General features: G+C 72.8%; 11 protein-coding genes. 9 read left to right on the top strand and 2 right to left on the bottom strand.

The features are described 5' to 3' along the window. The first annotated feature begins 360 nt into the window (after positions 1–360). A complete protein-coding gene (locus ACN269_RS11825) occupies positions 361–3,627 on the top strand; it encodes an SNF2-related protein (protein ID WP_421472492.1) in 3,267 nt (1,088 codons plus the stop codon). Further along, positions 3,624–4,511, top strand: coding sequence for an SWIM zinc finger family protein (locus tag ACN269_RS11820; protein ID WP_421472491.1), 888 nt, complete (start codon positions 3,624–3,626; stop codon positions 4,509–4,511). Before ACN269_RS11825 ends, ACN269_RS11820 begins: the two co-directional genes overlap by 4 nt. A gap of 4 nt (positions 4,512–4,515) precedes the next feature. On the opposite strand, the gene ACN269_RS11815 is transcribed toward ACN269_RS11820, so the two are convergent. Next, complete coding sequence (locus ACN269_RS11815) at positions 4,516–4,773, bottom strand: DUF3040 domain-containing protein (RefSeq protein WP_234586377.1); 258 nt, start codon at positions 4,771–4,773, stop codon at positions 4,516–4,518. A 429-nt stretch (positions 4,774–5,202) separates the two neighbouring features. Here ACN269_RS11815 and ACN269_RS11810 point away from each other — a divergent pair, with 429 nt between their 5' ends. From ACN269_RS11810 to ACN269_RS11790, 5 genes are read left to right on the top strand one after another with little or no spacing between them, the layout of a single operon-like run. Further along, a complete protein-coding gene (locus tag ACN269_RS11810) occupies positions 5,203–7,326 on the top strand; it encodes a DUF1800 domain-containing protein (RefSeq protein ID WP_421472490.1) in 2,124 nt (707 codons plus the stop codon). A gap of 8 nt (positions 7,327–7,334) precedes the next feature. Beyond that, on the top strand, positions 7,335–8,717 hold the full coding sequence (locus ACN269_RS11805) for a DUF1501 domain-containing protein (RefSeq protein ID WP_421472489.1): 1,383 nt from the start codon (positions 7,335–7,337) through the stop codon (positions 8,715–8,717). Then, the gene (locus tag ACN269_RS11800; RefSeq protein WP_421472488.1) at positions 8,714–10,132 is read left to right on the top strand and encodes a ferric reductase-like transmembrane domain-containing protein; all 1,419 of its coding nucleotides are present in this window, start codon (positions 8,714–8,716) and stop codon (positions 10,130–10,132) included. Before ACN269_RS11805 ends, ACN269_RS11800 begins: the two co-directional genes overlap by 4 nt. Positions 10,133–10,143: 11 nt before the next feature. Beyond that, entirely contained in the window at positions 10,144–10,743 is a 600-nt protein-coding gene (locus ACN269_RS11795; protein WP_421472487.1) for an FMN-binding protein, read from the top strand. A 49-nt stretch (positions 10,744–10,792) separates the two neighbouring features. Then, positions 10,793–11,515: an FAD:protein FMN transferase gene (locus ACN269_RS11790; RefSeq protein ID WP_421476294.1), complete on the top strand. Its 723-nt coding sequence runs from the start codon at positions 10,793–10,795 to the stop codon at positions 11,513–11,515. A 446-nt stretch (positions 11,516–11,961) separates the two neighbouring features. On the opposite strand, the gene ACN269_RS11785 is transcribed toward ACN269_RS11790, so the two are convergent. Next, the gene (locus ACN269_RS11785; protein ID WP_355051440.1) at positions 11,962–12,633 is read right to left on the bottom strand and encodes a bifunctional DNA primase/polymerase; all 672 of its coding nucleotides are present in this window, start codon (positions 12,631–12,633) and stop codon (positions 11,962–11,964) included. A gap of 247 nt (positions 12,634–12,880) precedes the next feature. On the opposite strand from ACN269_RS11785, the gene ACN269_RS11780 reads away from it, so the two are divergent. Together ACN269_RS11780 and ACN269_RS11775 are read left to right on the top strand one after the other, a co-directional pair. Then, positions 12,881–14,110, top strand: coding sequence for a helix-turn-helix domain-containing protein (locus tag ACN269_RS11780; protein WP_421472486.1), 1,230 nt, complete (start codon positions 12,881–12,883; stop codon positions 14,108–14,110). A 13-nt stretch (positions 14,111–14,123) separates the two neighbouring features. Then, positions 14,124–14,699 (top strand): flavoprotein, encoded by a 576-nt coding sequence (locus ACN269_RS11775; protein ID WP_421472485.1) that lies wholly within the window; start codon positions 14,124–14,126, stop codon positions 14,697–14,699. Positions 14,700–14,788 lie beyond the last annotated feature (89 nt).

Genomic DNA, 14,788 nt, shown 5'->3' with positions numbered 1-14,788 from the left:
CGCCGGCCGGGTCCGCGCCGAGGGTGTCGACCACCCGTACCCGCAGTCCGAGCGCCCGGCCGGCCAGCGCCACCCCGGCCCCGGTGTTGCCGATCCGCAGCTCGATCGGCTCGACGGTGTGCGAATCGGCGGCCGGCAGCGGAAGCGCGGGCACCCGAACCCGTACGTCCACCCCCAACCCGCCCAGCACCAGGAGATCGACCACGTTGCGACGCTAGCCCTCGGCGCCGCGATCTTGCACTTTCTGTCCTGACGTAACGGGCATTACCACGCATCTCGACAACAGCGACCGCAAGATCGGCGCGGGCTTGTCGCGCCGGGCCGCCTATCCTGGGCCGGGGCGGCGATGAGGGGGAGTAGGTGCTGGTCATCCACGGGCTGTGGTTGCCCGGCTCCGGGCTTGGCGTGTGGGCCGAGGACAGCGCCGCTCCGGTAGCCGTCGCGCGCTCCGGCCGGCCACGCCGGGAACGCCCGCACCCCTTCGCGGCCGGGCACGACGACCTGGTCGCGGCCCTCGCCGAGGCCGCCGCGCCGGCCCGCCGGGCCACCGCGCTGCTCACCCTGCCCACCCGGGCGGGCGCGCCGGCCGACTCACCCGAGCTGATCCGGACCACCGTCGCACCCCCGGTCCGCGGCCGGCTCACCCTCGCCGCGTGGCGGGTGCCCACCCTGGTGTACGCCCCGGACGACGCCCTGCCCCTGCTCCGCGCCCTGGACGATCTCCCGGTGGTGTGCGGGGCGACCCTGCGGCACCTCGCCGAGCTGGCCGACTTCGCCGCCGACCTGGTGGCCCGGGGCCGCGTCCTGCCCGGCGTGCACGCCCCGACCGACCCGACCGCCCTGGCCGGTGCCGACGCGGCTGGTGTCGCCCTGGCTGGTGCCGGCGCGGCCCGCTCGGTCGACGAGCGGGCGGCCCAGGTCGTCGCGCGGGCGGTGTGGCGTCCGTTGCTGACCGGCACCGACGCCGCCTGGGCGCGCTCGCTGGCCCTGGCCCTGCCACCGGCCACCCGCGCCGCCACCGTCTCCGCTGTCGCCTCGACCGCGCTGCCGGCGACCGCCCCTGCCCGGGTGCCGGCCGGCGCTGCGCCTGCTCCGGTGCCCGACGAGGTGGGGGCGTCCCCGGTGACCGAGCGCGGCGGCGAGCTGACCGCCGCCGACCTGGTGGCGGACGCGCTCGACGCGCTCACCGACGCCGCCGCGCGGGCCGCCCTCGCGAACACCACCCTGGGTCGGGGAGTGCGCCCGACCGGGCCCGCGCCGGCCTGGCTGGCCGCGTTGGCCGGGCCCCACCGGGACTTCACCGTCGAGCAGGCGGCGCTGGACCTGCTGCGTACCGAGCTGGACGAGTGGCAGCGCGACGCGGCCGGCGGGGCCGTGCGGGCCAGCTTCCGGCTGGTCGAGCCGGCCCCCGACGAGGTCACCGAGCCGATCCTGGCCACCCGCCCATCCGGGGACAGCCCGCCCGTCACCTCGACCGACAGCGCGCGGTGGCGGTTGGAGTTCGGGTTGCAGTCCGCCGACGAGCCGGGCCTGCACGTCGACGCCGCCGAGGTCTGGCGGGCGGACCCGGACGGCCGTACCGGTAGTCCGCAGGAGACCCTGCTGGCCGAGTTGGGTCGGGCCAGCCGGCTCTGGCCCGACCTGGACGCCGCGCTGCGCACCGCCGCCCCCGAGGCGATGGAGTTGGACGTGGAGGGCGCGCACCGGTTCCTCAGCGAGGGCGCGCCGGTGCTGCACGCCGCCGGGTTCGGGGTGCTGCTGCCCTCGTGGTGGCAGCGCCGGTCGGCGCGGCTCGGCGCTCGGCTGCGCGCCCGCAGCCGTACCGCGCCCGGCACGGTCGCCGGCACCGAGGCCGGGGTCGGGTTGGACGCGCTCGTCGACTACCGCTGGGAGATCGCACTCGGCGACCAGCCGCTGTCGGCCGAGGAGTTGGCGGCGCTGGCTGAGCTGAAGACCCCGCTGGTGCGGCTGCGCGGCCGGTGGGTGGAGCTGGACCCGGGACGCCTCGCCGCCGGTCTGCGGCTGCTCCGCTCGGCCGGCGAGCTGACCGTCGCCGACCTGCTGCGCCTGGGGCTCACCGACGGCGACGACACCGGGGCGCTGCCGGTGCTGGAGGTGAGCGCCGACGGCGCGCTGGGTGACCTGCTCGCCGGAGCGGTCGAGCACCGGCTCACCCCGCTCGATCCGCCGCCGGGGTTCGCCGGGACGCTGCGGCCGTACCAGCAGCGGGGGTTGGCCTGGCTGGCCTTCCTGCGGTCGTTGGGGCTCGGCGGGGTGCTGGCCGACGACATGGGGCTGGGCAAGACGGTGCAGTTGCTCGCGCTGCTCGCCGGAGACCCGCCGGACGCCGGGCCGACGCTGCTGGTCTGTCCGATGTCGCTGGTCGGCAACTGGCAGCGGGAGGCGGCGAAGTTCACGCCGGGGCTGCGGGTGCACGTACACCATGGCGCGGAGCGCGCGCGGGGGGCGGAGTTCACGGCGGCCGCGCACGGCGCGGACCTGGTCCTCACCACCTATTCGGTGGCCGCCCGCGACGCCGTCGACCTGGCCGGCATCGACTGGCACCGGGTGGTGGTGGACGAGGCGCAGGCGATCAAGAACGCCTCCACCCGGCAGGCCGAGGCGGTCCGTGCGCTGCCGGCCCGGCAGCGGGTGGCGGTGACGGGTACGCCCGTGGAGAACCGGCTCGCCGACCTCTGGTCGATCATGCAGTTCGCCAATCCGGGGCTGCTCGGCCCGGCCGCGACGTTCCGCAAGCGGTTCGCCGAGCCGATCGAGCGCAACGGCGACGCCGAGGCCGCCGAGCGGCTGCGCCGGATCACCGGCCCGTTCGTGCTGCGCCGGCTCAAGACCGACTCGTCGATCATCTCGGACCTGCCGGAGAAGCTGGAGATGGAGGTGGTCTGCAACCTCACCGCCGAGCAGGCCGCGCTCTACCAGGTGGTGGTCGACGACATGCTCGCCCGGATCGAGACCAGCGACGGCATCGAGCGACGCGGACTGGTGCTGGCCACCATGACCCGACTCAAGCAGGTCTGCAACCACCCGGCCCAACTGCTGCGCGACGGCTCCCCGCTGGACGGGCGCTCGGGCAAGCTGGCCCGGCTCACCGAGATCCTGGAGGAGGTGTTGGCGGCGGGGGAGCGGGCGCTGCTGTTCACCCAGTACGCCGAGTTCGGGGCGATGCTGCGCGGCCACCTGTCGGCGCGGTTCGGCCGGGAGGTGCTGTTCCTGCACGGCGGGCTCGGTAAGGCCGAGCGGGACGCGCTGGTGCAGCGGTTCCAGTCCGCCGACGGGCCACCGCTGTTCGTGCTCTCCCTCAAGGCGGGCGGCACCGGCCTCACCCTGACCGCCGCCAATCACGTGGTGCACGTGGACCGGTGGTGGAACCCGGCGGTGGAGGACCAGGCCACCGACCGGGCGTTCCGGATCGGGCAGCGGCGACGGGTGCAGGTCCGCAAGTTCGTCTGCGCGGGCACCGTCGAGGAGAAGGTGGCCGCGTTGATCGCCGACAAGCGCAGCCTCGCCGAGCGGGTGGTCGGCACCGGCGAGCAGTGGATCACCGAGCTGTCCACCGGCCAGCTCCGGGACCTGTTCGCCCTGGAGGCCGGGGCGGTGGTGGAGTGACCGACTTCTCCGACTACGGCCGTCCCCGGAAGGTCGACGGGGGACTGAAGGCGCGCAGCACCCGGGGCGCGATCGGGCGGTCCTGGTGGTCCCGGCGCTTCCTGGAGGTGCTGGAGTCGTTCGCGCTCGGCACCCGGCTGACCCGGGGCCGGTCGTACGCGCGGGCCGGTCAGGTGCTCCGGCTCGACGTCACGCCCGGCCGGGTCACCGCCCAGGTGCAGGGCTCCCGGCCCCGCCCGTACGAGGTGTCCATCGCGCTGGCGGCGTTCCCGGAGGCGCTCTGGTCCCGGATCGAGGACGAACTGGCCGGGCAGGCGTTCTTCAGCGCCCGCCTGCTCGCCGGGGACCTGCCCGACGAGTTGGAGGAGCTGTTCGCCGCGGCGGGCGCCCCGCTCTTTCCCACCGCCGTCGACGAGCTGACACAGCGCTGCAACTGCCCCGACTTCGCGGTGCCGTGCAAGCACCTCGCGGCCACGTTCTACCTGCTCGCCGAGGCGTTCGACGCGGATCCGTTCGAGCTGCTGCACTGGCGTGGCCGGTCGCGCGCGGACCTGCTGGACCGGTTGCGTGCCCGCCGCGCCGAGGCGACCGGCCAACCGGCGTCGGCCGCGCCAACCTCCATCGTGGACACCAGCCGATCGGCGGTCGACGTCCGGTCACCGGCCGGCGCGTCCCGGGCGCTCGCCGGACTGGCCACCACGCCCGTCGCGGAGGCGGTGGACCGCTTCTGGACGGCCCCGGTGCCGCTGCCCGACCGCCCACCCCGACTGGCGACCGGGCCGGATCTCCTGCTGCGCCAGCTCGGTCCGCCCGCGCCGGCCATCGGTGGGCCGGGCCTGCTGGAACGGCTGCGCCGCGCGTACCGGGCCTTCGGCCCGGGGTGAGCCGTCACGTCCAGCGGCGGCGGAACCGCCACATGATCGCCGCGTTGGCCACCAGCACCACCGCGCAGATCGCGCCGGCCAGCCGGCCGGCGAAGACGGCCATCGCCGGGAGCGACGCCCACAGCACGATGGTCAACAACATCAGATAACGGCCCCGACGGGCCCGGACCCGATGGTCGAGCCGGGCGAAGAACGCCGGGTCGCTCTCCCGGAGCTGACGGGTGATCTGGTCGAACCTGCGCTGATCCTCTTTGCTGAGCATGGCGCTGCCTTCCCCTCACGCGTTCAGCGGTTCGGCGGCATACCCGCTGCGACGGCGGCTCACGCTCCTGCTCCTGCTACTTTTCGCCAGCGTGAGGGCACCTCACGTCCGGCTTATCCGAACCTTAAGTTTGCCTGTGGTGGTGAACAGCGGTGAACGGGGCGCGTACGGCCGCGTGGTCCGATCCGTACCCGGCTGGCGCGCGTCCGCCCTGCTGGGAAGGTTGGAACCCGGCCGCGTCGGCCCGTCGGCCTTGAATGCCGTGGTGAGGGCTGTCTTAAGTGCCCTCCCGGGCGTGTTCGGCTCACCTTGAAGGCACCTGAGCGCTTGGTTACTTTGCCGTAGCAACCCCCTCAGGCAACAGTCGCCGCACCTGCCGCACCTGCCCGGTCGCAGCTTCCGGCGCTCATCAGAAATCGAGATTGGTACATGGCCGACCAGAATGTGCCACCACGTCGACCGCGGGACGACCGCGGCTGGGACGGACGCCAGCACCACACCTCGGACACGTACGGCGACCCGACCGCGTCCGCGTCGTACGGATACGACTCGCCCCACCCCTACCAGGGCGGCTACCCGGCGCAGGGCGACCCGCGTGAGCAGTACGTCGACGGGTACGCGTACCACGCGCAGCCCGCCCCCGCCCCGCGTGGGCCGCAGTGGGTCGGCCCGGAGGGCCTCGGTCGTCCCGCCCCGTCCGGCCCGGCCGGCGCCGGACTGCCCACTCTGGACGATGACGGTGAGCCGGGCCGCAAGGTCGGCCGCCGTAAGGCCATGGCCGCCATCGGTGGCACCGCCGCCGTCGTGGCCGGTGGCGCGGCGCTCGCCATGACCCCGCAGTTCCGTGACCTCTTCGGTGACGAGGCGGCGGCCGACGCGACCGGCAGCACGGTGACCGACGGAACCGCGGCGCGTCCCAGCGGCCAGCAGCCCAGCACGGTGCGCACCTACACCGAGCAGAACGAGAGCTACATGGGCTCGCGCGCCGGAGAGGCGCTGAAGAAGAACGCGCCCGCCGGTGGCCGTACCTTCTCCGGCCCGGCGGCGGCCGCCGCGGCGACCGAGGTGACCGTCAAGACGGTGCTCGCCAAGGACCCGATCCTGCACCTGGCCCGGCGGGCCACCTTCGGGGCGACGCCGACCGTCGTCGCCGACATCAAGAAGCAGGGCATCGACGCGTGGATCCGGACGCAGCTCGACCCGGACAAGGTCGAGCCGAGCAAGGCCGAGCTGAAGCTCGCCGAGCTGCCCACCCAGTCGCTCTCCGTGCAGCAGCTGCGTGACCAGCGGGACAAGCTGAACGACCAGGGCGCCCAGCCGGAGCGGGAGGTGGTCGACGCCACCCTGGCCCGGCAGATCTGGTCGAAGCGTCAGCTCTTCGAGGTGATGGTCGACTTCTGGAACGACTTCCTGCACGTCGCCGCCGACTTCGACGGCGGGGAGGTCTACCGCACCTCGTTCGACAAGGACGTCGTGCGCAAGCACGCGCTGGGCAGCTACCCCGAGATGCTGGTGGCGGCGAACAAGCACCCCGCGCTGCTGATCTACCTGAACCAGAAGGACTCCCGCAAGGACGCCATCAACGAGAACCTCGCCCGGGAGAACCTCGAGCTGTACTCGGTCGGCGTCGACGGCGGCTACAAGGAGGGTGACGTCCGGCAGGCCGCCATGCTCCAGACCGGCCGTGGCGTCGACGACAAGGGCCAGTACGTCCTGCGCGTCAACCAGCACTACATGGGCAAGGTGAAGATCCTCGGCTTCACCCACGCCAACACGTTCAGCATCAAGGACGTCAACAACCCGACGGCCAAGGAGATCGCCGCCGTGGACGCGGCGATCGACAAGTACATCACCTACATCGCGCTGCACCCCTCGACCGCGAAGTACGTGGCGCAGAGCCTGGCGACCCGGTTCGTCTCGGACACCCCGCCGAAGTCCCTCGTGGACCGGCTGGCCAAGACGTACAGCAGCAACAACGGCATGATCAAGCCGGTGCTGATGACGCTGTTCAGCTCGTCGGAGTTCTGGGCGGCGGTGGGTCAGAAGGTCCGCCGGCCCATGGAGTACCTGGTCGCCACGTACCGCACCCTGGGCGTCTCGCCCGAGGCGTCGCCGAAGAACAACAACGGCGACAACAAGCGCACCCCGTTCGCCCGGGGCCTGCGGCAGATCCACGACAAGCTGCGCGAGCTGGGCCAGTACCCGATGGGTCAGCCCACCCCGGACGGCTACCCCGACGTCTACGTCGCGTGGACCTCGGCGGGCACCATGGTCAACGGCTGGAACGAGGCCGGCGAGATCGTGGCCGGCTACCGCACCGTCTTCACGTACACCGCCCCGGAGAAGCTGGTCAAGGCGCCGGCCACGGCCGGGGCGTACGTGGACGCGCTGTCCCTGCGGCTCGTGGGCCAGAAGCTGAGCACCCGGGAGAAGAACCTGATCCTCGGCGTGGCCGGTGTGGCGGCGACCGCCAAGGTCGACGCCACGTTCAACGGGGCCATCACCGCCGTAGCGCGGGCGATCCTCGCTTCCCCCCAGCACCACCTCCGGTGAGGCACCCGATGGAGAAGACTGTGTACAACTCTTTCCCCCTGCACCCCGAATGCCCCGACGTGCGACGGCTGGCCGACAACCCGGCCGAGGCGCTGCTGCGCGCCGAGGCCGACCTGGTGGCCGCCGAGAACGCGGCCGAGGCCGACCGCTACCGCCGGCTGGAGGACCTGGAGGAGGCCCAGCAGGACGGGCGCGGCGTCACCCGACGCACGTTCGTCGCCGGTGCCGCGGCCACCGCCACCGCACTGGCCACCGCCCAGTTCGTCACCACCTCGGCGTCGTTCGCGGCCACCAAGACCGGCACGCTGATCCACGTCTTCCTCTACGGCGGCCTGGACGGGCTCAGCCTGGTCGCACCGGACGGCGACCCGGTGCTCGCCAAGGCCCGGCCCGACCTGCTGCTCGGCAACGACTCGCTGGCCCTGAGCCGCGGCTTCAAGCTGACCAGCGCGTTCAAGCCGCTGGAGAGCTTCCTCAAGGCCGGTCAGCTCGGCTTCATCCCGGCGGTCTCCGACGAGCGGCTGTCCCGCAGCCACTTCCAGGCCGCCGACGCCTGCAACTTGGGCGGCCTGCCCAACGAGACCGGTGGCCGGGGCTGGCTCGACGGCCTGGTCGACCACCTCGGCAAGGGCACCGCGTTCCGCAGCGTCGGCATCGGCAGCACGCTGCCCCGCTCGTTGGTCGGCAACAACGGCGCGCTCTCGCTGAACAGCGTCGGCTCGCTGCGCCTCAACGGCGACGACAAGTTCCGGGCCGCCACCGAGAAGGCCATCAAGGGGCTCTTCACCGGGATCAACCACCCGGTGGAGGAGGCCGTCCAGGAGGGCATGGGCGCGCTCGCCACCGCCCAGAAGCTGGCCGCCAAGCCGTACCAGCCCGCCGCGGGCGTCAAGTACGAGGGCGTCGGCAACGCGTTCCAGCAGCTCGCCCAGCTCATCAAGGGCGGCGCCAACGTCCGGGTCGCCACCGTCGGCATGGGCGGCTACGACACCCACGAGAACCAGGGCACGCAGAGCGGCGGCCAGCTGCACCGCCGGCTGAACGAGCTGGCCAGCGCGATGGCGGCGTTCTTCACCGACCTCGGCCCGCAGGCCGCCGACGTGACGATCATGGTGTCGAGCGAGTTCGGTCGCCGGGTCGGCTCGAACACCGGCGGCACCGACCACGGTCACGGCGGCGTGGTCACCGTCCTGTCCGGCAAGAAGCTGGCCGGATCGCTGCTGGGCACCTGGAACGGGCTCAGCAAGTTGGACTCCGGCGACGTGCCGGAATACAACAACATGTTCAACGTCTACGGCTCCCTGGCACAGGGTCGCTTCGGGCTCACCAACGCCGAGGTGCAGAAGGTGTTCCCGCGCATGAAGTACGCCCCGATGAAGCTGTACGCGTGACGTACCCGGGCACCCACGCCGCCGGCCGCCGCACCGGGACCTCGTCCCGGCACGGCGGCCGGTCGGCTGCTCCCGTACCCCCGCAGGTTCCGCAGCGGCGCGGACCCGGCGGCCGGCGGTTGCTGGCCGTGCTGCTGCTGGTCGGGCTGCTGGCCAGCGTGCTGCCGTGGTGGCTGGGTACGCCCGCCGGCTCGCTGCGCAGCACCGCCGCGACCCTCACCGCGGCGGGGCGGATCACCGGCCTGATCGCCGGTTACCTGCTGCTCGTGCAGGTGCTGATGATGAGTCGCCTGCCGGTGCTGGAACGGTGGATCGGCGGTGAGCAGATCGGCCGCTGGCACCGCGACATCGGCGCGACGCTGCTGGTCGCCGTGCTGGCGCACCTGTCGCTGATCCTCGTCGGCTACGCCGACCTGCGGAACCACTCGGTGTTCGCCGAGGTGGGCACGCTGCTGGGCAGCTACGAGGACATGCTCTCGGCCTTCGTCGCCACCGGCATCATGATGGTGATCGGCTTCAGCAGCGTCCGGGCCATCCGGCGGGCGCTGCCCTACGAGCTGTGGCACCTGCTGCACCGCTCCAGCTATCTGGTGCTGCTGCTCGGCTACGGGCACCAGTTCAGCCACGGCGCGCAGCTCTACAAGCCGGGCCCGGTACGTACCGGCTGGATCGCGCTCTACCTGCTGGTGGTCGCCGCGTTGCTCTGGGGACGGGTGATCGCGCCGCTGGCGTTCAACCTGCGCTACAAGCTGCGGGTCGCCGACGTGGTGGCGGAGAGCCCGGACACCATCTCCATCTACCTCACGGGTGAGCGGCTGGGCCGGCTCGAAATGCTCGGCGGGCAGTACTTCCGCTGGCGTTTCCTCACCCCCGGCTGCTGGTGGCAGTCGCACCCGTTCTCCGTCTCCGCCGCCGGGAACGGCCGCTGGCTGCGGCTCACCGTCAAGGTCGTCGGCCGGCACACCGCCGACCTGCGCGACCTCGACCCGGGTACCCGGGTGTGGGCGCACGGCCCGTCGGGCACCTTCACCGCCGCGCACCGGGTGCGCGAGCGGGCGCTGCTGATCGCCGGTGGCAGCGGCATCACGCCCATCCGGGCCATGCTCGAGGAGTTGCCGCCGGGCGCGGCCCTGATCTACCGTGCCCGCACCCCGGCCGACGTGCTGCTCAGCCGCGAGCTGGACTGGCTGGCCCAGGAACGCGACACGTCGATCTGGTACGTCATCGGCTCCCGCGACGACCCCGGCCCCCGCCAGCTCATGAGCCCGGACGGGCTGCGCCAACTGGTACCCGACGTGGCCCGGCGGGATGTCTACCTCTGCGGACCGTCCGGACTCGTCGAGCAGTCGGTGCGTGCGCTGCGCCGCGCCGGTGTGCCCCGCCGGCAGATCCACCTGGCCACCTTCGAACTGTAGGAAGGCATCGCATGCGTCGCGCGTTGCTCGCGATCACCGGCCTGGCCGCCAGCACCACCGCCCTGGTGGTGCTCAAGGGCTCGCCGGGCACCACCCAGGTCGCCCAGAACCTGCCGACCGCGCAACCGGTCAATCCGAGCGGACCGGGGGTCGACCCGAGCGTCGCCCCGGCCGTCGACCCGTCGGGTGCGGCGCCGAAGCCGTCGGAGACCGCCGACGCACCCGCGTCGCCGAAGCCCGGCAAGACCACCGCCAAGCCGTCCGGCACGAAGACCACCGCGAAGGCCCCGACCGCGCCGAAGACCACCAAGGCGCCGCAGCCGACCACTCGCCGGATCACCGGCCCTCCGGTGGACACGGCCAGTGACTACGGGACCGTGACGGTGCAGATCGTGGTGTCCGGCAACAAGATCATTGACGCCACCACGCTGGAACTGCCCAGCGGCGGAGAGTCCGACATCCACAGCGGCGACGTCCGCAGCAAGTACAACGGCACCGGTGGCGAGGTGGTGCAGAAGCAGAGCGCCAACCTCAACACCGTCTCCGGCGCCACCGCGACCAGCAACGCGTACAAGTCGTCTCTGCGGGCCGCGATCGAGCAGGCGTTCTGAGGTGTCGGCCGCGATGACCCGGCCCGGGTTGTGCCGGGTCGAGCACATCATGGGTACGACGATCACCCTGGACCTCGCCGACGACCTGCCTCCCGCGCGCCTACGCGAGCTGGCCGACGACGTCTTCGCCTGGATGCACGAGGTGGACGCCCGGTTCAGCACGTACAAGCCGGACAGCGAGGTGTGCCGGTTCGACCGGGGCGAGGTGCTGCTCTCCGAGGCGTCGGCGGACCTGCGTTTCGTGCTGGAGGCGTGCGCCGACCTGTGGGGCGTCACCGACGGGTTCTTCGACGCGTACGCCACCGGCCGGCTCGACCCGTCCGGGTACGTGAAGGGCTGGGCGGCGCAGGTCGCCTCCGACCGGCTCCTCGCCGCCGGGGCGGCGAACCACTGCGTCAACGCCGGTGGCGACGTCCGCGTACGCGGCTTCTCGCCCACCGGCGAGCCGTGGCGCATCGGCATCCGGCACCCGTGGGACGAGATGGCGACCTGCCTGGTGCTCGCCGGCACCGACCTGGCGGTGGCCACCTCCGGCGTCTACGAGCGGGGCCGGCACGTGCTGGACCCACGCCGGGGCGCCCCGGCCAGCGGGCTGCGCTCGGTGACCGTGGTCGGCAGCGACCTGGGTGTCGCGGACGCCTACGCCACCGCCGCCCTGGCCATGGGCGCGGCGGGAACCGGCTGGCTGGACCGCCTGACCGACCACACCTACGCGGTCGTCACCGACGACGCCCGCCAGTTCCACTCCGCCGCCCTAGCACTGACGGTCTGACCCGCCCCGCGACCCGCTCCTGCCCCCGCTCCTGCCCCACGACCCGCGCCTGCCCCGCGACCCGCTCCTGCCCCGCGATCTTGCAGTTTCGGTTGTCGATTCGCCCCTCGTGAGGGGGAATGTCACCGCACAAAGTGCAAGATCGACGAGGTGGGGGCCGTGGGGCTGGAAGGGTTAGCGGAGGGGGCGGTGGGTGGTGGCGGGGCGGGTGCCGGTGGGGCGGGGGCGACCTGGGCGGGAGCCTGTGGGGCGGGTGCCGGCCCAGCGGTGCCCTCGTTGGCCGCGCCTGGGCGGCTCGGTGCCGCCGGGATACGGCGACCGGTCGTGTGTGGACATCGTTCCCCCGTTCGTGCCGCGCGTTCGCGCCGTCACCTGCTCAACGAGGACCGGTGGTCCGGCGACGCTGTCGGTCACCGGATCGGATCGCATCGTCGGCCGGCCCCGGCTCACCTGCCCCGGCGGGGGAGCGGCAGGTGCCCGGGGAGCAGGTCGTGGGTGAGCGTCACCCCGCTGGCCCGCAGCGCCTCGATCAGGGTGTTCTGCACCAGGTACGAGTCGGGGAGCTGCCAGCGGGCCTGCTCCGGCGCGACCGCCCAGCGGACCGTCCCCTCCGGCAGCCGGGTCGGCGGCGCGGGGATCCACGATCCCGGCCCGTGCCGGACCACGTGGAAGCAGTGCTCCAACTCCGGCCGCAGCGGGTCACCGGGGCGCACCAGGAACATCCACCGGCCGGTGGGGGTGACCAGCACGGGCCCGCGTACGCCGGTGCCGGCCGGGTGGGTCTGCACGGCGTCGAGGACGTGCCGGCCGAGGTGCGCCGGCACCTCCAGCACGTCGAAGGTCCGCCCGGTGGGCAGCAGTACGCCGTGTGGACGCGTCCGCCACCAGGTGGCCACCCGGGCCGGGTCGGTGGTGGCGGCCAGCTCCCAGTTCTCCAGCGCGGGGTGGCAGCCCACGGTGGGACAGCCGGCCCGACCGCACACGAACCTGCTGCGGGCGAGGCAGGCGCCGGGCGTCACCTCCCACCCGTGTACGGCGTACCGGATGGCGACCCGGCGCAGCCGGACGCGTTCCAGCGGCGACAGTTCGGCGACGCGTGGTCCGACGTTCCCCCACATGTGTGCCATCTCCCCTCGGTCGGGCCCGGCGGACGCCAGGTCGCAGTTCGAACGCCGTCACTGCCGTAACCCACGATCGTTGAGGTTGACGAACGGCTCGTGCAACTTGCACGAAAAGTACGAGGACTGGCTGTCCGGCTGACGTACAGGCTGTGCGACCAGCGAAAACTGCAAGACGAACGACTGAATCGCCGCACCCACGGACAGTGCCCCGCCCGTTCGGCGGTGGCAGGGGAGGAATGGGCAGATGGACGAGCTACCCATTGGCCGGCGAGTGGCCTACTGGCGGGGGCGGCGCAAGATGTCGCAGCAGGTCTTCGCGGACCGCCTGGGCAAGTCGAAGAGCTGGGTCGACAAGGTCGAGCGGGGCGTCCGCCGGCTGGACAAGTTCTCGGTCCTCTACGAGATCGCCGACATCCTCCAGATGGACGTGCAGCTGCTGCTGGGTCGGGACCCGGAGCGGCGTACGGACGCCTTGAACTGCATCGACCAGATCGAGGTGCAGGAGATCCGGGCGGCCCTGGAACGGTACGACTCGATGAGCGCGTACTTCGACGCCGTGCCGTACCCGCCGCCGCTGGACGACATGCGCAAGGCCGTCAACCACGCCTGGCTCACCTACCAGTACGGCCGCTACGGGATGCTCACCCGCGCGCTGCCCAAGCTGCTGCGCGACGCGCAGGCCGCCGACGCCGCCTACAGCGGGGCGCAGGCGCCGGAAGCGGCACACCTGCTCGGGCAGGTCTACCAGATCGCCTCCTCGGTGCTGCGCAAGCTCGGCGAGTTCGAGCTGGCCTGGCTGGCCGCCGACCGGTCGATGGCGGTGGCCCAACGCGCCGACGACCCGCTGCTGGCCGGGATCGCCACCACGCGGGTCTGCAACGCCCTGGTCGCCATGGGCCGGGCCCGGCCGGCGCTGGAACTGAACGTGCAGATCGCCAACCGGTTGGCCCCCGGCGGCGGCAACGACGTGTCGCCGGCCCGGCTGTCCGTCTACGGGATGCTGCTGTTGCAGGGGGCCATGGCGGCGTCCCGGATCGGCGACTCGGCCAGCGTCGACGACCTGATCAACTGCGCGGAGGAAGCCGCCACCCTGCTCGGCGGCGACCATAACCACTACTGGACGTCGTTCGGCCCGACGAACGTCGAGCTGCACCGGGCCGCCGCCGCCGTCGAGCTGGGCGACGGGGGCCGGGCGGTGGAGGTGCACCAACTGCGCATCGCGGAGCCCGACTTCAACGCGCTGCTGCCCGAGCGCCGGGCCCACCACCTGCTCGACATCGCCCGTGGGTACGCCCAGATCGGCGACGTGGCCAACGCCGGGGAGATGCTGCTGCTCGGTGACCGGCTCGCGCCGTCGGAGATCCGCTGCCGACCGATCGCCCACGAGGTGATGTCCGACGTCCTTCGTCGCACACGGGGTGCGCCGCCTTCTCCGGTAGCGGAGTTGGCTGAGCAAATGGGAGTAGGGGTATGAGCACGGAGCCGGTGTGACGACCGGCGGACCACACACCAGCGAGCACCGTGCGGTGCTCTACGTCATCGCCTGCGGTTCGCCGTTGGCCCGTCACGTCGGCCGCCTGGTCGAGTTGGCCCAGGCCGACGGCTGGGACGTCTGCGTGATCACCACGCCGGACGGCGCGAAGTTCGTCGACCGGGCGGCCCTTCATCGACAGACCGGCCACCCGGTACGGACGCACTACAAGAATCCCGGCGACCCGGACGTGCTGCCGCCCGCCGACGCCATGGTCGTCTGCCCGGCGACCGTGAACACGGTCAACAAGTGGGCGGCGGGTATCGCCGACACCCTCGCGCTCGGCCTGCTCGTCGAGGCGCAGGGCAGGGGCATCCCGATCGTCGCCGTGCCGTACACCAACGTCGCGATGGCCGCCCACCCGGCGTTCCGGGCCGGCGTGGCCCGGCTGGCGGACTGGGGGATCACCGTGCTCTTCGGTGACCACGTGGTCGCCCTGCACCCACCCGGTACGGGAGAGCAGCACATGCACGCCTTCCCCTGGGCGATGCCGCTCGCCGCCCTGCGGACCGTCGCGTACCGCGCCGCCTGAGCCCGCCCGCCCGGTCCCGGTCGACGCGGCCGGGGCCGGGTGTCGCCGCCAGACGGGCTCGACGCCGGTAAGCTGGCCCGCCGTGAGCA

It is taken from the genome of Micromonospora sp. WMMD736 (assembly GCF_049179015.1).
Taxonomy (GTDB): Bacteria; Actinomycetota; Actinomycetes; order Mycobacteriales; family Micromonosporaceae; genus Micromonospora.
This window is presented reverse-complemented; position numbering and strand designations above follow the sequence as displayed.

Coding starts and splice junctions, on each gene's coding strand:
- ACN269_RS11815 (WP_234586377.1), bottom strand. CDS start 4,773: ATGCTCAGCAAAGAGGATCAGCGCAGGTTCGACCAGATCACCCGTCAG.
- ACN269_RS11810 (WP_421472490.1), top strand. CDS start 5,203: ATGGCCGACCAGAATGTGCCACCACGTCGACCGCGGGACGACCGCGGC.
- ACN269_RS11805 (WP_421472489.1), top strand. CDS start 7,335: ATGGAGAAGACTGTGTACAACTCTTTCCCCCTGCACCCCGAATGCCCC.
- ACN269_RS11795 (WP_421472487.1), top strand. CDS start 10,144: ATGCGTCGCGCGTTGCTCGCGATCACCGGCCTGGCCGCCAGCACCACC.
- ACN269_RS11790 (WP_421476294.1), top strand. CDS start 10,793: ATGGGTACGACGATCACCCTGGACCTCGCCGACGACCTGCCTCCCGCG.
- ACN269_RS11785 (WP_355051440.1), bottom strand. CDS start 12,633: ATGTGGGGGAACGTCGGACCACGCGTCGCCGAACTGTCGCCGCTGGAA.
- ACN269_RS11780 (WP_421472486.1), top strand. CDS start 12,881: ATGGACGAGCTACCCATTGGCCGGCGAGTGGCCTACTGGCGGGGGCGG.